The sequence below is a fragment of the Winogradskyella tangerina genome (assembly GCF_003260205.1).
GTDB lineage: Bacteria > Bacteroidota > Bacteroidia > Flavobacteriales > Flavobacteriaceae > Winogradskyella > Winogradskyella tangerina.
Window position 1 is genome coordinate 118,725 of sequence record NZ_QERF01000002.1, and the last position, 24,593, is coordinate 143,317.

The window sequence follows — 24,593 nt, forward strand, 5'->3', positions numbered from 1 at the left end:
CTGCTCCTTATAGTAATGACTCACCATTGAGATTCGTGGTGAGTACATCGCTCATATAATCAAAGTACGGACGCACATTTTTAAAGGCCGAATCGACGTTTTCTAAAAAGTCATTCGCTAACACTTCTTTGTCCGTGTATTTCTTAATGAAAATGAATTGCTTTTTTCTTATGAGATCGATAGCAGGATGCTCCTTATCAAAGCCTTTAGGAGCAGTTTTAAGCTCCTCGCCAACAAATTCACCCCAAGTTGATTTGAATGTCTTATCGTTTAGAATTTCACGCATTTCACTATCATCCATTTCAAATTCTTTTCTAATGCGAAACAGATCTTCTTTGTTGGGTTCCCAAAATCCGGTTGCAATAAAAGATTCATTATTTGGTTGAATATGCAAATAGTAGCCACCTCGTAGTTCTGGTTTTTTACGTGCGAAAGACCCTCCGAAATGGGTTTTATAAGGCAGTTTATTTTTTGAAAATCTGACGTCGCGATAAATTCTGAAAACTTTGGTTTTTTCGATTTGATCATGACTATTCATAAGTTCGCCTAGATAATTATAAGCTGATTTTACCTCAGATTCTATGGCTTTAAATTCAGGTTTATGTTCATTGAACCAATCTCTATTGTTGTTTTTTGAAAGCTTCTTTAAAAATGTAAGGGTTTCGGCTGGTATACGATTCGACATGTAAATTTTATTTGATATAAAAGTATAAAATTCATTGTTTCAATTTTGTTAAAATACCTTAAGGTCTTTGATGTTCACAACTCAGTTTAGAATAGTTACAAATAAACTTGTGATTTGACGGAATTTTCAGTATAATGCGGTACATTTAAAAACACACACTAATTTTATGGGTAGACCAGCAACAAGACCAACAAAGCTTAAGGATGGTTTCTATATTGAAATCAGAAACAAAGGTTCAAAATCCGGTGTAAAACTATATAGTGGCACCAAATTACAAATGCATCGTGCCATTAAAATGTACGAACGCTCGAAAGAGGTTCTTATTTTAGGTGAGTCCATAAACGGTAAGTTTGTTGATAAAGAACCTAAGCTTCATGTTGTAGAATAATACAAATACACAGTATATTAAAGGGTAAGAATTACGATTCTTACCCTTTTTTTATCGCACTATTTTAATCCTAAATTTTAACACTCTATTATTTTTTTTATACATTGTTGATTAAATCAGCAGGTAAAAACTGCAAAAACTAACTAATATTAAATCGACATTATTATGACTACAACTGCAAACAAGCCCCCAATTTGGTTTTGGATCGTTAGTGTAATTGCTCTACTTTGGAATGCCATGGGCGTACATGGATATATAAGTCAGGCCTACCAAACAGAAGCGCATACAAGTGCTTACACTCCAGAACAATTAGATGTTATGAATGGTTTACCAGCATGGTATACTGCTTTATTTGCTATTGCAGTATTTTCTGGTGCTTTAGGCTGTTTACTGCTTTTGCTAAGGAAGAAATTTGCTAAGATCTTACTTATCTTATCATTTTTAACCGCCACAGTAATGATGGTGTATTTCTTATTTATTGCTGATCTAAAAGGCGTTGATTTCAGCGCTAATAAATATATGGCCTATGCTGTCATTGCCATTGCAGCATTTTTGGTATGGTTCTCGAGAAAATCACATGCCAATGGCTGGATCAATTAAATTATAACCAACCAATCTTAAAGAAGGAATTAGTTTCGGCTGATTCCTTTTTTTTATTCAAATTTTAAAGCATGAAGAATTAGCCCTGAAGCTGGCGCGATATAATCCATAGGTTCAGTGTAATCACTTTTTAGAGTTTCTTCTATGTATTCTAAACTGATTTCACCTCGGCCGAGTTTTATAAGACAGCCAAACATTAAACGTATTTGATTGCGCATAAAACCCTTCCCTCTTATTTTGAAAACATAAGTCTGATCAGGAAAAAAATTAGCTTGATAGATATCATTATCCACAATTTCACAATAATCTATTGTTCTGGTATACTCACCGTTTTCGGTAGCTTTATAGCAATAGGCTCTAAAATTATGAGTTCCTTCAAACAGTTTGGCGCCAATTTTCATTATATCGACATCAAGAGGTTCTAGTATGGTTGTTAAAATCGGTGCACAAAAAGGATGATTCTTTTTTCCTTCAGAAAATAAGTAATGGTATTCTTTGAGTTTTGAATCTTGTATGATATTGAAATCCTTATCTACTTCAGAAATAGATAATGCTCTTATATCTTGAGGTAAATTCAGATTGAATTCCGCTAGAAAATCCTCAAAATCTGTAATAGGATTATTGTAGATAAATAATTCTAATGCTGCTTCGTTAGCTGATACCATGGCGTCTGTGCGTCCCGCGCCTAAAGTCTTAAATTTAGTATCACCTAAAATGTACTTAAGCGTTCGATCTATCATAAGATGAATAGTCTTCACGTCTGGCTGCTTTTGCCAACCGTGAAATCGATAGCCTAAATACTGAATTTTAATAAGATAATAATAGCGTTTATCAAACATAGTGGCAAGAACGCCATTTTATAGAAATTGACAAAGTAAAGGTTCGTTTTATCCCTAGTACGACCAAAATAAAAAGGCATTAATACAGATTCTATATTAATGCCTTTCGTTTATTTTATTTGATAATTCTAATTGATAATTAGCTTCTTGGAAATAATTTGAGAATTATATTCTAATCTTACGATATAAACACCGCTACTAAAGCTTGATACATCAACTGTATGCGTCGTAAAGTCTTGGTCTAAGTTGTGATTTAGAATATTTCGACCTTGAATATCATATAAACTCAAAGCAGTATCGCCTAATAGTTGACCTTTAACAACGATTTCTTTTGGGTTCGTAGAACTATAGATACTAAGATTATTTAAAGCATTATCTTCAATCGATAAGGTCGCTGGTTCAACATAAACCACATAATCTTCAGATTGCCCGTAAACTAATGATGAATAACAAGCAGAATTAATCAGATTAACTCCAGAAAATCTATCGTCTACATCAGTGATCAGTCGCATTCTTACAAAACTATCATAAGGCACTGTAGATGGATTAGTAATCGTAATTCCGGTCGTAGCACCACCAACAATATCATCATTTAGACCTTGTTGCTCAGCATCATCGTTAAAATCTCCATCGTTATTCCAATCGATCCAGAGACCAACTTGATGGAAGTTACCAGGCGCAACAGTTACATTAACAGTGTTTGTGCCATCAGCGTCTATTTCAAACAGACCAGAACAATCCTGACTACGATCTAAATTCCCGCCATCAATTCCTGTAGTTGAAGAGCCTATTGATGTTCCGTTTAATTCAACACTCATTATACCAGAAAAATTATTACCGGTAGGTGAATTAGTAGAACATACCGAGTTAGGCGCTGTGAATCCAGCAAGTGGCGCTTCATCTCCTTTTGAATTTGCGATCAAAGTTCCGTCCATTGCTGCTCTTGCTCGCGTTCTTTGGTCATTAGTTAGTCTGTCTGTACAATGGTAATAACTCATTACATTGTAAATGGTATTATTATCTACCCATGCACTTCCAGTACACGTGTTATTTGATGGACATGTACTTGTTTCACGTTGATGCGGTACCGTATCGGCACAACCATCACTATTGTTTCCAACCGTAGTATCAGCCGGACAAGCATCAGAAACACCATCGTTATTGGTGTCGTCACCTTGGAAGGTATGATAAAGATTGAAATAATGACCAACCTCATGTACTACTGTACTATTGTCACCGTTTGAATTGAGTCCCCATCCATTTGTATTACCAGGGTCATATCCAAAAACAGTAGACATCATTACTGAACCGTGAGTACTACTAACTTCACTATAAAAATAGGCGTAACCTTGAAAGCCAAAGCCACCGTTATTATTATCAAGCTCTGTTACGATCCAGATATTAAAATATTCAGTTTGTGGCCAGCTGCTTAATCCTACAATATCATTGTAGCTTGCACCATTGGAATTCAGAACGTTTACGCCGTAATTGGCATATCCTGCCAAACCTGAGGCATCAATACGATTAATTCCTGTGGTAGCATTACAATTAGGATCGCGTTGTGCTAATGCAAATTCAATTTCAAAATCTACAGGACTGTTGGGTGTAAGTCCTCTATAAAAATCATTTAAGTTATCAATACTACTTTGAATTTGAGCATCTGAAATATTCGAACCAACACCTACGGCTTCACCAAGATGTAAAACGTGAATAACCACAGGAATTGTAATAACTGTTCCATTCATTCTTGAAGCATCACTATTTTGAATTATACTCTGAATGCGGGCTTCATTTTCTTGTTCTAATTGAAGGTAATTGGGGTCTTGTTGTAATTTTGCTCTTTGTGAATCAAATCCACACTGTTGAGCGTTTGAGGAACTAAATGAAATGCAGAATAGCATTACAAGTAGGAAGGTAAAGTTTTTCATGGATAATAGGTTAATATGATTTGGTTGTGCAATATACACTTTTAAATCAAAAATCCACACTTTAACGTATAAAATTACTCTTTATCGATAAAATCTAAGAATTATGCCGTTCCTGAAGCACTGAAACTACATCATTTAACTGAAAACCTTTTGCCTTTAAAAGCATTAAATAATGGAACAAAAGATCGGCACTTTCATTCAAAAATAAATCATCGTTATCATCTTTGGCTTCAATGACGACTTCTACAGCTTCCTCACCTACCTTTTGTGCAATTTTATTGATACCCTTTTCGAACAATGAAGCCACATAAGATTTTTTTGAATCAGCATTTTCAACTCGTGAGGTGATTATATTTTCCAATTCGGTTAAGAATCCAAAAGATTGTTTATTGTCTTCATTCCAGCAGGTATCTGTTCCTGTGTGGCATGTTGGTCCGATTGGATTCACCTGAATTAATAAAGTATCTTTATCGCAATCATTTTTAATACTCACAAGTTCCAAGAAGTTGCCACTAGTTTCACCTTTAGTCCAGAGACGTTGTTTAGAACGGCTAAAGAAGGTGACTTTTTTAGTCTCGAGTGTTTTCAGATAAGCCTCATCATTCATGTAGCCTAACATTAATACCACTTTAGTCTCAACATCTTGAATAATCACTGGTACTAAACCATCTTTATTTTTATTGAAATCTATTTCCATTTTAATTTGTTTATCAATCTTAAGGAGTTTGAGAATCTATTCTAAATATTACAGTCTAACGGGAATTCCCTGTTGTTTTAGTTCTTTTTTTAAGTCTAGTATTGGTATTTCTCCAAAGTGAAATACACTAGCAGCCAAAGCCGCATCGGCCTTTCCGTCTTTAAAGGTATCAACAAAATGCTGCACAGTCCCTGCGCCACCTGAAGCAATAATTGGAATGTTGACTAATTCCGATAATCTTGCCAATGCCTCATTTGCAAAACCAGATTTTGTACCATCGTGATTCATGGAAGTAAAGAGAATTTCGCCTGCGCCACGCTCTTCAACCTCTTTTGCCCATTCAAAAAGTTTAATTTCAGTTGGAATTGTTCCTCCTGCCAAATGTACAAACCACTCACCATTGATTTCTTTAGCATCAATAGCTACCACCACACATTGGCTTCCAAATTTTTCTGATAGTTCATTGATGAGTTCAGGACGTTTTACTGCGGAAGAGTTTATAGATACCTTATCGGCACCGCAATGTAACAAATCATCAACATCTTCAACAGTTGAAATTCCACCTCCTACTGTAAATGGTATATTCACTTGTTCAGCAACTTTTAAAACCATATCGTGCATAGTTCGGCGTTTTTCTTGAGTTGCACTAATATCTAAAAACACCAATTCATCGGCACCCATTTCAGCATATTGTCTTCCTAAAGCCACTGGATCACCAGCATCCCTGAGATCAACAAAATTCACACCTTTTACGGTGCGTCCGTCTTTAATATCTAAACAAGGAACTATACGTTTTGTGAGCATAACTAATTGTTAATTATAAACTGTTCAAGTTGTTTAAGTGAGATCTTATTCTCGTAAATAGCCTTTCCAATAATAACGCCTTCGCAGCCTAACTCTTGTAACTTAGGTAATTCCTCAAGTTTTGAAATTCCACCAGAAGCAATTAGCTTCAAAGAGTCTTCGCTTTGCTCTAATTGACACAGCTTTAAAATCTTGTCGTACAAACTAAATGAAGGTCCTTGAAGCATACCATCTTTTGAAATATCTGTGCATATCACGTATGATATTCCCTTAGACTGATAATCTTTAATAAAAGGAACAACCTCTAGGTCGCTTTCCTCCTGCCAGCCAGAAATAGCGATCTTTTCATTAGTACAATCGGCACCCAAAATGATCTTTTCTGAGCCGTATTTTGAAATCCAATTTTGAAAAACTTCAGGGTTTTTAACAGCGATACTTCCTCCGGTAATCTGATGTGCACCAGATTCGAAGGCTATTCTCAGATCGTCATCAGACTTAAGTCCACCACCAAAATCGATTTTCAAATTAGTTTTGGTAGCAATGGCATCTAACACCTTGTAATTAACAATATGACTGGCCTTCGCACCATCAAGGTCAACGACATGGAGGTACTGAATTCCGGCATCTTCAAAGGCTTTGGCCACTTCAACCGGGTTTTCGTTATAGACTTTTTTCGTGTCGTAATCGCCCTTGGTGAGACGAACACATTGTCCATTTATTATATCTATTGCAGGAATGATTCTCATTTCTATAATTCTAAAAAGTTTTGTAACAAACGCTCACCAACCTTACTACTCTTTTCAGGGTGAAACTGAACACCGAAAAAATTGTCATTTTCTAAAGCAGAAGCATATTCAATCTCGTAATCCGTTGTGGCAATGGCTTCCTCACAGGTTTCAGCATAATAACTATGCACTAAATACATATAATCACCTTCATTAATACCTTTAAACAAGTCAGACTTTAGATTTCTAACAATATTCCAGCCCATTTGTGGAACTTTGACTTGGTTTGAAAAACGTTTTACATCAGCATCAAAAATGCCTAATCCTTTGGTATCGCCTTCTTCAGTATGTTTACACATCAATTGCATGCCTAAGCAAATACCAAGAACAGGTTGCTTTAATTCTGGAATAATGGTATCTAATCCACTTTCCCTCAACTTTGCCATTGCTGAGCTAGCTTCACCAACACCAGGAAAAATAACCTTATCCGCTTTTATTAAAGCGTTTGGATCATTGGTGAGAACCGCATTATATCCTAAGCGTTGAAAAGCAAATTGAATGCTTTTAATATTACCGGCACCGTAATTAACGATTTTTAAGTCCATTAGAGCATTCCTTTTGTTGATGGTAAAATCATCTTTTCTACATCTTGTTTAACCGCCATTTTAATTGCTTTGGCAAATGCCTTGAAAATAGCTTCGATCTTATGGTGCTCGTTAGTACCTTCAACCTTAATATTCAGATTACATTTAGCACCATCAGTAAACGACTTAAAAAAGTGGTAAAACATTTCGGTTGGCATTTTACCAATCATTTCGCGCTTGAATTCAGCGTCCCAAACTAACCAGTTTCTACCTCCAAAATCAATTACTACCTGAGCTAGACAATCGTCCATTGGTAAACAGAAACCATAGCGTTCAATACCTAATTTGTTACCTAATGTTTTTGCAAATACCTCACCTAGTGCTATTGCTGTATCTTCGATAGTATGATGTTCATCCACTTCGAGGTCACCATCTACTTTAATATTCAGATCCATTTGTCCATGGCGTGCAATTTGATCTAACATATGATCAAAAAATGCTATGCCTGTATCTATATTGCTCTTTCCTGTACCGTCTAAATTGAGGTCGATCTTGATTTTCGTTTCATTGGTGTTACGCTCAATAGAACCAACACGTTCTGTAGTTTTTAAAAATCGATAAATAACCTCCCAATCGTTTGATTCTAATGCAATAAAGTCTTGTAATTCAGAATTACTAACAGTTACTTCATCGGTACCTAGATTGGTGTTGTCATTTATAAAAATACCTTTTGCTCCTAAATTCTTGGCCAATTCAATATCTGTGAGTCGGTCTCCGATCACAAAAGAATTCGCCAAATCGTAATCCTCAGAGAAATACTTGGTTAATAAGCCTGTGTTAGGTTTGCGCGTAGGCGCATTGTCCTTAGCAAAAGTTCTATCAATAAATTGTTCTTGAAACACTACTCCTTCTTGTTCGAAGGTTTTGATCACAAAATTATGTACTGGCCAGAACGTGTTTTCTGGGTAGACTTCGGTACCCAAGCCATCTTGATTAGTGATCATCACGATCTCAAAATTCAATTCTTTAGCTATTTTGCTCAAATATTGAAACACCTTTGGGTAGAATTCCAGTTTTTCAAATGAATCGATTTGTTCATCCGCTGGCTCTTTGATGAGGGTTCCGTCTCTGTCTATGAATAATACAGGTTTCATGAGAGTTCTTTTAAAGTCTTAATTAGGTTTTTATTTTCAGCTTCAGTCCCAACTGTAAATCGCAGGCAATTTTCGCAAAGTGGCTGTGTGGTTCTGTTTCGTACCACAATACCCTTGTCAATCAATTCTGAATAGCGCTTAGAGGCATCATCAACGCGCACCAAAATGAAATTTGCATCTGAGGAAAATACAGTTTCAATAAAGGAAATTGAATTCAAGGCTTTTTCTAATATCTGTCTTTGCTCTAATATTTTTGAAACTTCAAGAGTTACTTCATCTGTTCGATTTAGTCGTTCTAGAGCCCTTTCTTGTGTCAGTTGATTAACATTATAAGGCGGTTTGATCTTATTCAAAATTGAAATAATAAATTCTGAAGCATAACAAACACCTAATCTTATCCCAGCTAAACCATAGGCTTTAGAAAGCGTTTGCGTAATTATAAGATTTGGAAATTCGTCTAAGCGACTCAACCAACTTTCCTGTTCAGAAAAATCAATATAAGCTTCGTCTATGACCACAATACCTCTAAAATTCTTAATCAGTTTTTCGACTTTCTGTGCTTCAAAACTATTGGCAGTTGGATTATTAGGTGAGCAAATAAACAATAACTTAGAATTGTCATTCTGAAGTGCTAGAACCTCCTCTACTTTAGGTTGAAAAGTTTTATCTAATTCAACTTTTACAATTTCAACGGCATTGAGATCCGCTAAAACACTATACATTCCGTAGGTTGGCGGTAATGTAATGACATGGTCTAAATTAGGTTCACAGAAGGCCCTGAAAATAAGATCTAAAACTTCATCACTGCCATTACCCAGTAAGATTTGTGATGTTGGCACTTTCTTAATTTCGGAAAGTTTAGTTTTTACTTTGGTCTGCTGTGGATCTGGATAACGATTCACATTGGTTTGATAGGGGTTTTCATTAGCATCAATGAACACCATATCGGCCGATGCGTCCTTATACTCATCCCTCGCAGATGAATACGCTTTTATCGTTTTAATATTTTCTCTTAAAAGATTCTCTATATTCATGATTTCAAATCTTTTAAGCGCAATGTTACTGCATTTTTGTGTGCATGAAGACCTTCAGCTTCGGCCATAAGCTCTATGGCCGGACCAATTTTCTTTATGCCTTTTGGACTTAATTTTTGAAAGGTCATGCTCTTTTGAAAGCTATCTAAATTAACACCTGAATACGCCTTTGAATACCCATTGGTTGGCAAGGTATGGTTGGTGCCCGAAGCATAATCTCCGGCACTTTCAGGCGTGTAATTTCCTATAAACACTGAACCTGCATTTCCAATATTATCTACGAAATAATCGTCATCCTTTGTTGCAACTATGAAATGTTCTGGGCCATAAGCATCAATGAGTTCTAAAGCAATTTCAAAATCTTCAACTACAATAATTCTTGAATTATTGATAGCGTCTGCGGCCATGCTTCGTCTCGGAAGTTCTTCTAATTGCCTACCAACCGCATTACTTACGTTTGCAGCAAAATCTTTTGAAGTTGTTACTAGAATCACCTGACTATCTGAGCCATGTTCTGCCTGACTTAAAAGGTCTGAAGCCACATACTCGGCATTCGCAGTCTCATCTGCCATAACTAATAACTCACTAGGACCTGCAGGCATATCTATTGCCACACCGTATTTTGTTGCAATTTGTTTTGCTACGGTGACATACTGATTTCCTGGTCCGAAAATCTTATATACTTGTGGGATCGATGCTGTGCCAAATGTGAGTCCAGCAATAGCTTGTATACCTCCAACTTTGCATATTTTGGTAACCCCACATAATTTAGCAGCGTATAATATTTCATCGGCTATTTTTCCTTCAGTATTTGGCGGAGAACATAGCACGATATCCTTGCATCCTGCAATCTTGGCTGGTATGGCCAGCATTAATACCGTTGAAAATAAAGGTGCAGTTCCGCCAGGAATATACAATCCAACTTTTTGAATTGGTCTCTTTTCTTGCCAGCATTTTACACCTTTCATGGTTTTTAAAAAAACCTTTTCAGTCTTCTGTGCCTCGTGGAACTTTTTAATATTGTTCTTTGCCAATTTTATGGCTGACTTAAGTTCTTTTGAAACTCGATTTGAAGCGGCCTCAATTTCTTCGTCGGATACTGTGATATCAGTAAGATCGACTTTATCAAACTTTGACGTGTAGGTATTTACCGCTTCATTACCTTGACTCTCAACATCTGAAAATACCGTATTCACTATAGCTTCAATATCATCAACTGTTTTGGTTGGTCTTCTCAATAGTTCTGACCAATCTTCTCGCTTAGGATTTTCTATTAGCTTCATATTACAATACCATATTTTCGATTGGACACACTAAAATACCTTCGGCACCATTCGCTTTTAATTCATCTATCACATTCCAAAAATCATTTTTATTGATCACAGAGTGCAATGAACTCCAACCTTCTTTTGCTAGTGGCAAAATCGTAGGACTGTTCATTCCTGGTAGAATGGCACAGATCTTATCGAGTTTGTCGTTAGGTGCATTTAAGAGTACATATTTATTTTCTCTACCTCGTAAAACGGATTTCAATCTAAACTGAATCTTATCAATTAGAGCCTGATTGTCTTCAGAAATCTGAGGCGAAGTCGCTAAAACGGCTTCAGATTTAAGTAGCACTTCGATCTCTTTTAATCCATTTTTGAATAAGGTACTTCCACTTGAAACAATATCACAGATACCATCGGCCAATCCTATGTTTGGCGCAATTTCAACAGATCCATTAATAATGTGAAGATTTGCAGACACACCAGAATTTTTCAAAAACTGGTTTACGGTGTTTGGATAGGATGTAGCAATACGTTTTCCTTCAAGATCTTTCAAACTCTTAGCGCTCGAAGATTTAGGAACCGCAATAGATACACGACATTTTGAAAAGCCTAATTTTTCAACTACAGTAATGTCATGTCCTTTTTCAATTAGTACATTTTCGCCTATTATGGCTGCATCTACAACACCATCGCGCAAGTATTGAGGTATATCACCATTTCGAAGATAAAATACTTCCAGAGGGAAATTTCGTGCTGAAGCTTTTAGTTGATCCTTTCCATTGTCGATAGAAATACCGATTTGTTTTAGTATCCTAAGCGAATCTTCATTTAATCGTCCAGATTTCTGAACTGCAATTTTTAAAGTACTCATTCTAGTTTTAGTTAGTTGAGAATATGCATGAGTTCCATAAAAAAACCCATTTGATATTCTCAAACGGGTTTAAAATTATATGTTGAAATTAATCAATACATCTTCACCTCGCTTGAGCGATTACCTGAAAATGATGATGTAATTGATTGTTATTCATGTCTTATTTTGATAAATAAAGTTTTGTAAAATTATTTTACAATTCCAAGTGTTTAACAAATTTTTTATTGGTTGCCTAAAATTATTGGCATTCCTGTGTCCCCAGAACCGATAATCACCACCTTACTATTAGGTGATTCAGCCAACTTATTAGTGGCTTCAATTCCTTTATCCTGAAGGATCTTATCTGTTAAAGACGCGCTTAAAATTTTGTTGGCATCTGCTTTACCTTGCGCCTCGATTCGTTGACGTTCTGCTTCTTTTTGAGCTGTAACTAAACGGAATTCATACTCAAGAGACTCTTGCTCCTGCTTTAATTTACGTTCAATAGCATCTTTAATTGTTGGTGGTAAGGTTACATCTCTAATTAAAACACTGTTTAATTGGATATATTGACTTTCAACAATTTTTTTGGTCTCTTCAAAAATTTCTGTTTGAATAGCATCACGCTTGCTTGAATACAATTGCTCTGGTGTATAACGCCCTACAACGCTTCGCGCAGCAGAACGAATTGCAGGCTGTAAAACTCTACTAAGATAGTTTTCGCCTTTTTCATTGTGCAGCTTACCTAAGTTCTTTTCATCTGGCTCGTAAAGCACAGATGCATCAAGTTTGATATCAAGTCCATTTGATGATAGAACAGACATTTTTTCTGGAATTTCTTGTTGACGAGTTTCATAATCGATCACTCTATTCCATGGTGCTATAATGTGAAAACCTGGACCAAGAGGTGGTTTCTCTGAGTCTACACCATCTTTTAAAGTTTCGTACAATACAGCCGCATGACCAGCATCTATAGTTACCGCTGATTTAAAAAGGATAATTAAAAAAATAATTATTCCTATTAAAATAGGTAGTCCTATTTTAGGTAATTTCTCCATGTTATTTTCTTTTAAATTAAACCGTTATATTTTCTAATAAACCATTCTGAAAATAGGCTTAGGGCTATGATTCCCAGCAAGTATTTCCAGTCGATCAAAGGTACGACATTTTTAGTGCTTTTTTGTATTGTAGCATAGCGATTATCGGTGATAAGATCATTAATTAGATCTGAATAATTAGAACCGAAAAACGCTTTACCTGCACTGCTACTAGCTAGGGATTGTAATTTATCGAGGTCGGCATTTAAGAATTGCTGCTCAACATTATATTCTAAGATTTCAAAACTGCCTGACGCCGCGATAGATTCAGTGTTATGCTTAACAGTGAAATCGTACGATCCGGCTGAAATACCGCTAAGGTCAACTCGGTAATTTCCATTATTCAAAAGCAATGGTACCTCTCTAACACTGTCATCTTCCTTGTTTCTGATGATTATCGTTAATGCTGCAGAATCATCAAATTCAAAATTCTTATTGAAATACTGTGCCGAAATGATCACATCGTCATTACCGTTGTAAAACGACTTATAGTCTATATTTAATCGATTGCGCTTCTTATTAGAACTTAAATACTGCACAAGCTTTCCCATAAAGTTATCGAAATCATTAAAGCTTTCCGTTTCTAAAAAAGACTGTGCTCGCCATCGCCATATGCCTTCTCCTGATAAAAAAGCGTGCTTGGAACTATTGATCTCAAAAGTTGAAAGCATCACCTGGTCTGTTAAAAACCCATTAACCGTTTTATAAAGAATAACATCATTTGGTACTAAGAATTCTGTGTTGCCAAATTCTGATTTTAACGGAGGATAATCACTAAAATCGAGATTATCGATAATAAAAGTGCTATAATTTCGATTTATGTTTGGCTGAAAGTCTTCAGTCTGATTTGTTATGACTTGATTGAAATATCCTTGCGTATTGTTGAGTAAACTCCAGTTTGTACTGGCTCCTGAAATCGTAAATGTATTTAGATTCTGCTTGCGAACCTCATTTAGAACCGAATTAAAGCTATTATTTGGCTGGTATAATATAACTAATTGATAATCATTAATTTTTGATAAATACTCTTGCGGCTTCAATATTGAAACACTTCGCTGCTCGTTGCTCTCGATTGACTTTTTTATTGCTCCAAGATCGGGATGCAAAATATCTGAGACCAGAGCTATATTGGTTTTTTGATCGATGACCTCTACTCCAAAATTCTTCGAATTGTTTACCGTATTTTTTTCGTTGTTCAGTGGAGACAACTCAACACGATAAGTTTTAACACCAACACTATTAGCTGCTAAAGTTGTTGAAATGATCTCAGAGGTTTTAGAGGCGTTAAATTGAATTGGTTTTCTAAATATAACCGAATTACCTGACCAAATTAAAAGTTCTGTATTAACGACTTCTGTGCCATTATAATTGGCGATAATTTCAACTGGAAATCTATTCTTTAGAAACACATAGCGATTTACATTAAGCTGTTTGATATTCAAATCTGAATATACTGTTGAATCCCCAAGAATTATAGGATAAATCGGTTGTTTAATTGAGTTTGAAAGGAAACTGTAATCGGAACCATATGTTTGATTGCCGTCGGTTAACATTACTATTGGCGCCGTCGTATTGGCAAATACTTCACCAAGTTGTTTTAATACTTGTGAAATATTGGATTGCCGATCGGTAAAATTCAAACTATCAAGGCTATTCACAGATCTGCCAAAACTGTAGGTTTGGATATCAAAGCGTTCATTTAAATCAGAATTATCGCGAATGGCATTAAGAGCAGTATTGGCTGTGCTATCTTGCCCTAAGTATTTTACCGATTCAGAATTATCAACAGCTACGACGAGCGTTGGTTTTTTATCGTAGTATGTATTTGATTCGAATTTTGGGTTTATAAGCAGCAGTAATATTCCAAAGATGGCTAAAGTCCGAAGAATGATTAAGCCATAGCGAAGCTTAGATTTTAGTTTCGATCTGTATATATACTGAAACAGCGCTAATGAAAGCGCTGCTATTCCAGCAATAATAATATATACGATCGTTTCTGTTTGCATTTATAATTTATGTCAACATCCCGCCGTCAACGTTTATTGTTTGTCCGGTTACATAAGCACTCATATCACTCGCTAAAAACACGCAGGCGTTTGCTATATCTTCAGGTGTACCGCCGCGTTTTAAAGGTATAGCAGCTCTCCACCCTTTTACGGTTTCTTCATCGAGCTTAGCGGTCATTTCAGTTTCAATAAAACCTGGAGCAATCACATTACTTCTAATGTTTCTCGAGCCTAATTCTAAAGCGACCGATTTAGAAAAACCTATGATTCCTGCCTTAGATGCAGCGTAGTTTGTTTGTCCGGCATTACCCTTCACACCTACTACAGAGCTCATATTGATAATTGATCCTTTACGTTGTTTAAGCATCGTACGCTGAACAGCTTTGGTCATATTAAAAACAGACTTAAGGTTAACTTCTATAACCTTATCGAAATCCTCTTCACCCATACGCATTAAAAGATTGTCTTTAGTAATCCCTGCATTATTTACGAGTATATCAATAGATCCAAACTCGGCTAACACATCTTCTGCAAGTTTCTGAGCTTCTTCAAAACTAGCTGCATTACTTTGATAGCCAACAGCTTTAACGCCTAGTTCATTTAATTCCTTTTCTAAGGCCTTTGCAGCATCTACAGACGAACTGAATGTAAAAGCTACGTTAGCACCATGCTGAGCAAAAACTTCAGCAATTCCTTTACCTATACCACGACTAGCTCCAGTAACTATGGCCGTTTTACCTTCTAATAGTTTCATAATTTATGTGTTGGTTTAGTTAGTTTATTTATTTGATTAATACTCAAATATAGCAATTACAAGTTGCAAGAAATAAAAAAACCTCACAACATTTTGTAAGGTTTTTAACAGTTTTATAGAAAGCGATTAGCCTAATACTTCTGCGACTTTCTTTCCTATTTCCGCAGGTGAATCCACAACATGAATACCACATGCTTTCATAATTTTCTTTTTAGCCTGAGCTGTATCATCACTACCACCTACGATTGCACCAGCATGCCCCATAGTTCTACCAGCCGGAGCAGTTTCTCCTGCTATAAATCCAACGATTGGCTTAGTACTTCCACTCGCCTGATACCAATTAGCAGCATCAGCTTCAAGTTGCCCACCGATTTCACCGATCATAACTACAGCTTCAGTTTCTGGGTCATTGATCAATAATTCAACAGCTTCTTTTGTAGTTGTACCAATAATTGGGTCACCACCGATACCTATAGCTGTTGTTATTCCTAATCCTTGTTTCACTACCTGATCTGCAGCTTCATAAGTTAATGTACCAGATTTTGAAACGATACCAACTTTACCTGATTTGAAAACAAAGCCTGGCATGATACCAACTTTAGCTTCACCTGGAGTGATAACTCCTGGACAGTTTGGTCCTACCAATCGGCAATCTCTATCTCTAATGTAATCTGCAGCTTTAATCATATCAGCAACAGGAATTCCTTCTGTAATGGTAATGATAACTTTAATACCTGCATCCGCAGCTTCCATAATAGCATCCGCAGCAAACGCTGGCGGTACGAATATAATAGTAGTATCAGCACCTACTTTTTCTACGGCTTCTGATACCGTATTAAATACAGGTCTATCAAGATGAGTTTGCCCACCTTTTCCTGGTGTTACGCCACCAACTACATTTGTACCATATTCGATCATTTGACCTGCATGAAATGTTCCTTCACTACCTGTGAAACCTTGTACTATGATTTTAGAATTCTTGTTAACTAAAACGCTCATGTGATAGTATTGTTTTTAATTTTTAAAAATTTCAGTGCAAAAATAAGGGATTTGATACGTATAAACGAGCCCTTTTAAATTTATTTTTTTGAATAGGAAGCCATGCTTTTTGAGTTACTTTCATCTGCTGGCTGACTGATCTCATAGCCACGGTACAACTTACCATCTTTGACTTCCCAAATTGTTGAAAAATGGCCAAGGGCAGTTTCATTTTTTGAGTCTTCTATGGCAGAGCCAAATAAAGTATGTCTGGTAACGACGGTTGAATTAGACTCAATCAAATGGGTGAATTCGAATCTTAAGTTTTCGAAGGCTTTTCGAGTTTCAGAAAAGAAGGATTCCAAGTCATTGTGATTTAAAACTCTAAATCCTTGACTGCTCGTCCAGTGCAACTCAGCATCTTCATGAAAAAATTTAGAAATGACATCAGCATCATTTGCTACATCAGAAGCATAAAATGCTTTTACAATTTCTAGTGGAGACATTTATAGATCTTTTAATTTTTCGAGGATTTCAGGAATTTTACGGATGGAAGCAATTTCTTTATACTTAGATCTGAAATCGTCGGCAGGTATTCCGAAGTAGTGCTTCCCTCCTTCTAGAGACTTACTTACACCAGCCTTGGCAGAAATGACAGTTTTTGCGCCAATCGTTATACCACTTGTTATCCCAACTTGACCCCAAATTGTAACTTCGTCTTCTACAATTACACAACCTGCAATTCCAACCTGTGAAGCAATAAGACATTTTTTGCCAATAACGGTGTCGTGCCCTATTTGCACCTGATTGTCAATTTTAGCACCTTCTTTTATAGTTGTATCGCCCGTTACTCCTCTATCGATCGTACATGCAGCACCAATATCAACATTATCTTCTATGACAACTCTACCACCAGATAACAACTGATCAAATCCTTCAGGTCGCTTTTTGTAATAAAATGCACTTGCACCTAAAATGGTTCCGGCATGGATAATCACATTATCACCTATGACTGCGTCGTCGTAGATACTAACATTTGAATGTATGACGCAATTCTTTCCGATAGTAACATTATTACCAATAAAACAATTTGGTTGAATTATGGTTCCTTCACCGATTTTCGCATCATCAGCAATAGCAACATGAGACGATTTAAACGGTTTGAAATAGGTTGTTAGTTTATTAAAATCTCTAAACGGATCATCTGATATCAGTAAAGCCTTGCCTTCAGGGCACTCAACTTCCTTATTAATAAGTATTATGGTTGCTGCAGATTGAAGTGCTTTATCATAGTATTTTGGGTGATCTACAAAGACAATATCTCCGGGTTCTACAACATGAATTTCATTCATGCCGAGCACAGGAAAGTCATCAGCACCGACATATTCAGTACTTATTATATCCGCGATCTCTTTTAAAGTATGTGGCTTTGGAAATTTCATTTATTCCTTAATACGTTCTTTATACGTACCTTTTTCTGTTTCGATTTTTATCTTATCGCCTTCATTAATAAACAAAGGAACATTAACCGTTGCACCTGTCTCTACAGTTGCAGGTTTAGTAGCGTTTGTTGCCGTATTGCCCTTAACTCCAGGTTCAGTGTGAGTTACTTCTAAAATAACACTTGCAGGCATATCGACAGAAAGTGGCATGTTGTCTTCAGTATTAATTAGAACTGTTACAACTTCACCTTCTTTCATTAAATCTGGACGGTCTAGTGCGTTTTCAGTGAGTTGAATTTGTGTGTAATCAGACTCATTCATAAAATGATAGTATTCACCATCATTGTATAAATATTGAAACTTGTGAGTTTCTACACGAACATCATCAATCTTGTGTCCGGCAGAAAAGGTATTATCTATTACCTTTCCGGTAGTAACACTTTTAAGTTTTGTTCTCACAAAAGCAGGTCCTTTACCTGGTTTAACATGAAGAAATTCAATGATTTTGTATATATCGTGGTTGTATTTTATGCATAAACCATTTCGTATATCTGAAGTACTTGCCATTATTGTGTTTTGTTTATTTATTAATTTGATTTGAAATAACCTTTCATGATACCACGATGAGAATTCTTAATGAATTGCAGAATTTCATCACGCTCAGGAGTGGCTTGCATTTCGGCTTCAATAATCTCTGAAGCTTGGGTATTATTGTAATTCTTTTGATAAAGTATTCTATAAATATCTTGAATTTCACGAATTTTCTCAGTTGTAAAACCTCTTCGTCTTAGACCAACGGAATTAATTCCAACGTATGACAAGGGTTCTCTAGCAGCCTTCACATAAGGTGGTACATCTTTACGCACCAATGAACCTCCGGTTACGAAAGCATGGTTACCAACTGAACAGAATTGATGTACAGCAGTCATCCCAGCCAAAACCACATAATCACCTACTGTGATATGGCCGGCCAATGTGCTGTTATTAGAAAAAATACAGTTATTACCAACGATGCAATCGTGTGCAATATGGCAATAAGCCATAATTAAGCAATTGTTACCGATTACGGTTTTCATTTTATCTGTAGTTCCTCTGTTGATAGTAACACATTCTCTAATGGTAACATTATCACCGATCTCTACTGTAGTATCTTCATCGTTGTATTTAAGATCTTGAGGTACGGCTGAAATTACTGCGCCAGGAAAGATGTTGCAATTCTTACCAATACGCGCACCTTCCATTATGGTCACATTACTTCCTATCCAGGTTCCTTCACCGATCTTTACATTATTATGAATGGTTGTAAATGGTTCAATTACAACATTCTTGGCGATCTTGGCGCCTGGATGTACATATGCTAAAGGTTGATTCATTGTTTACTTTACTTTTGAAATTTGTGCCATTAACTCAGCCTCAGCGCATAACTTTCCGTTGGCGTAGGCATACCCTTGCATATGGCAAATACCTCTTCTTATAGGAGTGATTAATGTACATTTAAATATTAAGGTGTCACCCGGAACGACTTTCTGTTTGAATTTCACATTGTCGATCTTCATGAAAAACGTGAGGTAATTCTCTGGATCAGGAACAGTACTCAACACCAATATTCCACCAGTCTGAGCCATGGCTTCAACAATTAAAACACCCGGCATAACTGGTGCTCCAGGGAAATGCCCTCGGAAAAACTCTTCGTTCATCGTCACATTCTTCATACCAGTTACAGAACTATCAGTGAGCTCGTAAACTTTATCAAGTAACAAGAATGGTTGTCTATGCGGAAGCATATTCATAATTTGATTTACATCCATTAATGGCGGTGCATTCAAATCTATTTGAGGTACATTATTTCGTCTTTCATTCTTAATGATCTTAGACATCTTCTTTGCAAACTGGGTGTTTACAAAATGGCCTGGTTTATTGGCAATGACTTTTCCGCGAATGCGAGTGCCTATTAATGCCAAATCACCGACAACATCCAACAGCTTATGACGTGCTGCTTCATTTGGGTGATGTAAGGTTAGATTATCTAAAATGCCATTAGGCTTAACTGCAATATTGTCTTTCTTGAAAGCTGTTCTTAAACGATCCATGGTTTCAGGAGATAGCTCTTTATCCACATAAACAATGGCATTATTCAGATCACCGCCTTTAATGAGGCCGTGTTCAAGAAGCATTTCTAATTCGTGTAAGAAACTAAATGTTCTGGCATCTGCTATTTCCGTTTTGAATTCATCTACTGAATTCATCGTAGCATTTTGCGTACCTAAAACCTTGGTACCAAAATCTACCATCGTCGTAACCTTGTAGTCATCCGAAGGCATAAGAATGATCTCACTTCCGGTAGTCTCATCTGCATAAGACACCACCTCTTTTATGACATATTCTTCTCTGAATGCCTCTTGCTCAATGATTCCGGCTTTTTCAAGTGCTTCTACAAAAAACTTTGACGACCCGTCCATTATTGGTGGCTCGGATGCATTGAGTTCAATAATGGCATTGTCAATATCTAGTCCGACTAAAGCTGCCAATACATGCTCGCACGTTTGAATGGTTACCCCATTTTTCTCAAGACAAGTTCCTCTTTGTGTATTTGTTACATAGTTGGCATCTGCTTCGATCTTAGGGTTTCCTTCTAAATCAACACGTTCAAATAGAAAACCGGAGTTCTCAACACCTGGTTTAAAAACTAAGGTGACATCCGCCCCTGTATGAAGTCCGACGCCCTTTAGCGTCACTTCTTTTTCAATGGTCTTTTGTTTTATTTCAGTTTTAACTATTGCCATCTACTTTCTTTTCAATTTCACTAATATTTTTAATGATCTTAGGTAAGTTTTTAAAGTATACATAAGATTTATTGTAATCGCCATAGGCTAAAGCTGGTGAACCTTGAAGTACTTCATTATCTTTCACATGTCTTCCGATACCCGATTGTGCCTGAATCTTAACGTTGTTGCCTATAGTAATATGCCCTACGATTCCTACTTGCCCACCAATCTGACAATTCTCTCCAATTTTGGTGGAGCCTGCAATCCCTGCTTGAGCCGCAATAACAGTATTGCGTCCTATTTCAACATTATGAGCGATCTGAATTTGGTTATCGAGTTTTACACCACGTCTTATAATAGTTGAACCTAAAGTTGCTCTATCGATTGTGGTTCCTGCACCGATGTCTACAAAATCCTCTATGATAACATTTCCTATTTGAGGGACTTTAGAGTATTCGCCTTTTTCATCTGGCTTGAATCCAAATCCATCGGCACCAATAATAGCACCTGAATTAATGACACAATTAGCACCAATAACACATTCCGAATAAATCTTTCCACCTGAAAACACAACTGTGCTATCTCCAATTACCACATTGTCTCCAATATATGAGTTGGGAAATATCTTTACATTATCCCCTAAGGTGACATTATCACCTATATAGGTGAACGCTCCGACATAAACATTTTCGCCAAGCTTGGCTGAATCAGAAATAAAACTTGGTTGTTCTATACCTGTTTTATTTAGTTTGATCTGATTGTAATATTCTAGTAGCTTAGTGAACGCCCCATAGGCATCTTCTACTTTTATGAGTGTTGTTTCTAAGGTGTCTTCAGGTTCAAAATCTGAATTAACGATAGTAATGGATGCTTTAGTGGTGTATATATAAGGCTTGTATTTTGGATTCGCTAAAAACGTTAGCGATCCTACTGTACCTTCTTCAATTTTAGCAAGCTTTGAAACTTGTGTATTTGGATCACCAACGACAGTACCTTCTAAAATACCTGCGATTTGTTCTGCTGTAAATTCCAATTAAATGATTTTAATAAATGTTGGTTTCCGCAAAAATAGAAAAAATGTATTACATTTTGTTTTTAGGATAGCACATATAATACTTCGTTACCGGTTTGCTCAGGGCTTTAAGATTTAACTGATCCGATGCTTTAACGATATCCTTTATTTTACCATTTTTTAAAAGGATATTAATGTGCTTGTTTTTATTCTGATAGGCAACATTGGTAATTTCCCCATTGAAAACAAAGTAATCCGCTTCATCCTTAGAAATTGAATATTTGGCCATTAGTGCCTCGACATGTGCAACCAGCTCTGACTTTTTTATAGGCTTGTTCTTAATTTTGATCTTTAATAAATCTCTATTAATGATCATTTCACAAAGATTACGCAATACAAAATCATCATGATATTGCCATTGCTTCATCGCTGCAACAATATCGTAATCATCAAGTTTTGAAAATATATTCAGCGTTTCCTCATTGAAGCTTTCGGCATTTACTTCAGAATTCAGAAAATAAAATAATGGTGCACTGCAATCTAATTGTACTTTATTTTGAACAAGCTCTTTCGCCCTTTTTAAGGTGCGCGTAAGTAGTTGTTCTGCAACCACTCCTGTTTTGTGCAAATACACTTGCCAATACATAAAGCGTCTTGCTACTAAAAACTTTTCAACGCTGTAAATTCCCTTTTCTTCAACTACAAGATGATCATCAACAACATTCAACATGGTGATCAATCGTTCACTATTAATATTTCCTTCGGCAACACCAGTATAAAAACTGTCGCGTTTCAGGTAGTCAGCTCTATCCATGTCTAATTGACTAGAAATAAGCTCGCACATGAATTTTCGCTGATATTCACCTTTAAAAATTGATATCGCTAACGTTAAACTTCCGTTAAACTCTTCGTTAAGTGCTTCCATAAAACGCAATGAAATCTCTTCGTGAGACACATCATTAACAAGGCTGTGCTCCATAGCATGCGAGAAAGGTCCGTGACCAATATCGTGCAAAAGGATGGCAATAAGTAAACCATTTTCTTCCTCTTCGGAAATGCTAATGCCCTTAAAACGAAGTACATTGATAGCATTTTGCATTAAGTGCATACTCCCTAAGGCATGATGGAAACGCGTGTGATGCGCTCCTGGGTAGACTAAATAGGAAAGCCCCATCTGGCTAATTCGTCGTAATCGTTGGAAGTATTTATGCTGAATAAGGTCGAAAATTAACGAATTCGGAATCGTAATAAATCCGTAAATTGGATCGTTAAATATTTTAAGTTTATTACTAGACTTCAATTAGAATAATTCATTAATTAGAAAACAAATATACATGAACAACATAAATATTCTCTGGGTAGATGACGAAATTGATTTATTGAAGCCTCATATTCTTTTTTTAGAACAGAAACAATATGATGTTACGACCTGTCAAAGTGGAACTGAAGCCTTAGAAATTATTGACGATACCAATTTTGATATCGTTTTCTTAGATGAGAATATGCCAGGTCTTACCGGACTAGAAACACTAAATGAAATTAAGGAGCGACGTGCTAATCTTCCTGTGGTTATGATCACCAAAAGTGAAGAGGAATATATTATGGAAGAAGCCATTGGGAGCAAAATCGCAGATTACCTTATTAAACCTGTAAACCCAAATCAGATCTTATTAAGTTTGAAAAAGAACTTGGATCACTCAAGATTGGTGTCTGAGAAAACGACTTCTAATTATCAGCAAGAATTTAGGAAGATTGCAATGGATCTTTCCATGGTGAACTCTTATGAAGAATGGGTAGACCTTTATCAGAAGCTTATTTATTGGGAACTCCAATTAGAGGATATTGAAGATGTTGGCATGACCGATATCCTTGAATCACAAAAGACCGAAGCTAACTTGCAATTCGGAAAATTTATAGAAAAGAATTATGCAGATTGGTTTGAGCCTAATGCTGATGCTCCAATTATGTCTCATACCCTTTTTAAAGAAAAAGTGGTCCCTGAACTAAGTGATAAGCAACCTACTTTAATGGTGGTTATTGATAATTTGCGTTACGATCAATGGAAAGCCTTTGAACCCACAGTGATCAACTACTATAAAAAAACGTCAGAACTGTCATTTTATAGTATCCTTCCAACGGCAACACAATATGCGCGTAATGCCATATTTTCTGGTCTTATGCCTGCAGATATGGAGAAACTATATCCGCAATACTGGAAAAACGACACCGATGAAGGCGGTAAAAACCTTCACGAGGATGATTTCTTAAGAGAACAAATTAAGCGATTAGGGCTTAATCATTTAAAGTACGAATATCATAAAATTACCAATCTTAGATCAGGAAAAAAACTTGTAGAGAATTTCAGAACACTAAAAGACAATGATCTTACTGTTGTAGTTTACAACTTTGTTGATATGCTATCGCATTCAAAAACTGAAATGGAAGTCGTTAAAGAGTTGGCATCAAATGATAAGGCATACCGATCATTGACACAAAGTTGGTTTAAGAATTCACCGTTACTTGAAATGATTCAGTTATCACAGCAGCTTGGCTTCAAGCTTATCCTTACTACAGATCACGGTACCATTAATGTTAAAGCACCTACTAAAGTTATTGGTGATAGAGACACAAGTCTCAACTTACGTTATAAAACGGGTCGAAGTTTAACTTATCAGGATAAGGATGTAATTGCTGTAAAGAATCCAAAATCAGTGCATTTGCCGGCGCTGACGATGAGCAGCTCCTTTATTTTCGCTAAAGGCGATTTGTTTTTGGCATATCCAAATAATTTCAACCATTATGTGAGTTACTACCGAAATACCTACCAACATGGAGGTGTTTCATTAGAAGAAATGATAATTCCATTCGTGGTTTTGGACCCTAAATAAATCCTTTAAAAGCATAAAAATCCGATGAAATGCATAATTTTCTAGGTTTTTCCAATATTAATTCCTATAATTGTAGTCTATTTTACAGTAGA

Annotated in this window: 25 protein-coding genes; 3 read left to right on the top strand and 22 right to left on the bottom strand. The window is 36.2% G+C overall.

Features of this window, described 5'->3' with window-relative positions; translation table 11 throughout:
• Positions 1-7: 7 nt before the first annotated feature.
• Positions 8-685, bottom strand: coding sequence for a DUF2461 domain-containing protein (locus tag DDY94_RS03250; RefSeq protein WP_111682612.1), 678 nt, complete (start codon positions 683-685; stop codon positions 8-10).
• 166 nt (positions 686-851) lie between these two features.
• Here DDY94_RS03250 and DDY94_RS03255 point away from each other — a divergent pair, with 166 nt between their 5' ends.
• Positions 852-1,073 carry a hypothetical protein gene (locus DDY94_RS03255; RefSeq protein ID WP_111682613.1) on the top strand — a complete coding sequence of 74 codons (222 nt, stop codon included), beginning with the start codon at positions 852-854 and terminating at the stop codon, positions 1,071-1,073.
• A gap of 165 nt (positions 1,074-1,238) precedes the next feature.
• Positions 1,239-1,673, top strand: coding sequence for a hypothetical protein (locus DDY94_RS03260; protein ID WP_111682614.1), 435 nt, complete (start codon positions 1,239-1,241; stop codon positions 1,671-1,673).
• A 53-nt stretch (positions 1,674-1,726) separates the two neighbouring features.
• On the opposite strand, the gene DDY94_RS03265 is transcribed toward DDY94_RS03260, so the two are convergent.
• The 21 genes from DDY94_RS03265 to DDY94_RS03365 all read right to left on the bottom strand — a co-directional run bounded on the left by DDY94_RS03265 (position 1,727) and on the right by DDY94_RS03365 (position 22,913).
• Positions 1,727-2,512: a tRNA pseudouridine synthase A gene (locus DDY94_RS03265; protein WP_111682615.1), complete on the bottom strand. Its 786-nt coding sequence runs from the start codon at positions 2,510-2,512 to the stop codon at positions 1,727-1,729.
• A 128-nt stretch (positions 2,513-2,640) separates the two neighbouring features.
• Positions 2,641-4,440, bottom strand: coding sequence for a zinc-dependent metalloprotease (locus tag DDY94_RS03270; RefSeq protein WP_111682616.1), 1,800 nt, complete (start codon positions 4,438-4,440; stop codon positions 2,641-2,643).
• 94 nt (positions 4,441-4,534) lie between these two features.
• A complete protein-coding gene (gene hisIE, locus DDY94_RS03275; RefSeq protein ID WP_262627053.1) occupies positions 4,535-5,143 on the bottom strand; it encodes a bifunctional phosphoribosyl-AMP cyclohydrolase/phosphoribosyl-ATP diphosphatase HisIE in 609 nt (202 codons plus the stop codon).
• 42 nt (positions 5,144-5,185) lie between these two features.
• Entirely contained in the window at positions 5,186-5,941 is a 756-nt protein-coding gene (gene hisF, locus DDY94_RS03280) for an imidazole glycerol phosphate synthase subunit HisF (protein ID WP_111682618.1), read from the bottom strand.
• Between the two features lie 2 nt (positions 5,942-5,943).
• Complete coding sequence (gene hisA / locus DDY94_RS03285; RefSeq protein ID WP_111682619.1) at positions 5,944-6,687, bottom strand: 1-(5-phosphoribosyl)-5-[(5-phosphoribosylamino)methylideneamino]imidazole-4-carboxamide isomerase; 744 nt, start codon at positions 6,685-6,687, stop codon at positions 5,944-5,946.
• Between the two features lie 2 nt (positions 6,688-6,689).
• Entirely contained in the window at positions 6,690-7,271 is a 582-nt protein-coding gene (gene hisH, locus DDY94_RS03290) for an imidazole glycerol phosphate synthase subunit HisH (RefSeq protein ID WP_111682620.1), read from the bottom strand.
• A complete protein-coding gene (hisB, locus tag DDY94_RS03295) occupies positions 7,271-8,404 on the bottom strand; it encodes a bifunctional histidinol-phosphatase/imidazoleglycerol-phosphate dehydratase HisB (protein WP_111682621.1) in 1,134 nt (377 codons plus the stop codon). The genes hisH and hisB overlap by 1 nt, the downstream gene beginning before the upstream one ends.
• Positions 8,401-9,438, bottom strand: coding sequence for a histidinol-phosphate transaminase (gene hisC / locus DDY94_RS03300; protein WP_111682622.1), 1,038 nt, complete (start codon positions 9,436-9,438; stop codon positions 8,401-8,403). Before hisC ends, hisB begins: the two co-directional genes overlap by 4 nt.
• Complete coding sequence (gene hisD / locus DDY94_RS03305) at positions 9,435-10,721, bottom strand: histidinol dehydrogenase (protein ID WP_111682623.1); 1,287 nt, start codon at positions 10,719-10,721, stop codon at positions 9,435-9,437. Before hisD ends, hisC begins: the two co-directional genes overlap by 4 nt.
• A gap of 1 nt (position 10,722) precedes the next feature.
• Positions 10,723-11,580, bottom strand: a complete 858-nt coding sequence (gene hisG, locus DDY94_RS03310; RefSeq protein ID WP_111682624.1) for an ATP phosphoribosyltransferase — start codon at positions 11,578-11,580, stop codon at positions 10,723-10,725.
• A gap of 221 nt (positions 11,581-11,801) precedes the next feature.
• Complete coding sequence (locus DDY94_RS03315) at positions 11,802-12,617, bottom strand: prohibitin family protein (protein WP_111682625.1); 816 nt, start codon at positions 12,615-12,617, stop codon at positions 11,802-11,804.
• 11 nt (positions 12,618-12,628) lie between these two features.
• On the bottom strand, positions 12,629-14,662 hold the full coding sequence (locus tag DDY94_RS03320; RefSeq protein ID WP_111682626.1) for a VWA domain-containing protein: 2,034 nt from the start codon (positions 14,660-14,662) through the stop codon (positions 12,629-12,631).
• Between the two features lie 7 nt (positions 14,663-14,669).
• Positions 14,670-15,416, bottom strand: a complete 747-nt coding sequence (fabG, locus tag DDY94_RS03325) for a 3-oxoacyl-[acyl-carrier-protein] reductase (protein ID WP_111682627.1) — start codon at positions 15,414-15,416, stop codon at positions 14,670-14,672.
• 126 nt (positions 15,417-15,542) lie between these two features.
• Entirely contained in the window at positions 15,543-16,415 is an 873-nt protein-coding gene (gene sucD, locus DDY94_RS03330; RefSeq protein ID WP_111682628.1) for a succinate--CoA ligase subunit alpha, read from the bottom strand.
• Positions 16,416-16,495: 80 nt separating this feature from the next.
• The gene (locus DDY94_RS03335; RefSeq protein WP_111682629.1) at positions 16,496-16,900 is read right to left on the bottom strand and encodes a nuclear transport factor 2 family protein; all 405 of its coding nucleotides are present in this window, start codon (positions 16,898-16,900) and stop codon (positions 16,496-16,498) included.
• The gene (locus DDY94_RS03340) at positions 16,901-17,836 is read right to left on the bottom strand and encodes a UDP-3-O-(3-hydroxymyristoyl)glucosamine N-acyltransferase (protein WP_111682630.1); all 936 of its coding nucleotides are present in this window, start codon (positions 17,834-17,836) and stop codon (positions 16,901-16,903) included.
• A complete protein-coding gene (efp, locus tag DDY94_RS03345) occupies positions 17,837-18,403 on the bottom strand; it encodes an elongation factor P (protein WP_111682631.1) in 567 nt (188 codons plus the stop codon). It abuts the gene before it with no gap.
• A 20-nt stretch (positions 18,404-18,423) separates the two neighbouring features.
• The gene (gene lpxA, locus DDY94_RS03350; RefSeq protein ID WP_111682632.1) at positions 18,424-19,209 is read right to left on the bottom strand and encodes an acyl-ACP--UDP-N-acetylglucosamine O-acyltransferase; all 786 of its coding nucleotides are present in this window, start codon (positions 19,207-19,209) and stop codon (positions 18,424-18,426) included.
• Between the two features lie 3 nt (positions 19,210-19,212).
• Complete coding sequence (locus DDY94_RS03355) at positions 19,213-20,619, bottom strand: bifunctional UDP-3-O-[3-hydroxymyristoyl] N-acetylglucosamine deacetylase/3-hydroxyacyl-ACP dehydratase (protein WP_111682633.1); 1,407 nt, start codon at positions 20,617-20,619, stop codon at positions 19,213-19,215.
• Positions 20,606-21,634, bottom strand: coding sequence for a UDP-3-O-(3-hydroxymyristoyl)glucosamine N-acyltransferase (lpxD, locus tag DDY94_RS03360; protein ID WP_111682634.1), 1,029 nt, complete (start codon positions 21,632-21,634; stop codon positions 20,606-20,608). The genes DDY94_RS03355 and lpxD overlap by 14 nt, the downstream gene beginning before the upstream one ends.
• 49 nt (positions 21,635-21,683) lie before the next feature.
• Positions 21,684-22,913 (bottom strand): HD domain-containing protein, encoded by a 1,230-nt coding sequence (locus DDY94_RS03365; RefSeq protein WP_111682635.1) that lies wholly within the window; start codon positions 22,911-22,913, stop codon positions 21,684-21,686.
• 34 nt (positions 22,914-22,947) lie between these two features.
• On the opposite strand from DDY94_RS03365, the gene porX reads away from it, so the two are divergent.
• A complete protein-coding gene (gene porX, locus DDY94_RS03370) occupies positions 22,948-24,501 on the top strand; it encodes a T9SS response regulator signal transducer PorX (protein ID WP_111682636.1) in 1,554 nt (517 codons plus the stop codon).
• The last annotated feature ends 92 nt before the right edge of the window (positions 24,502-24,593 follow it).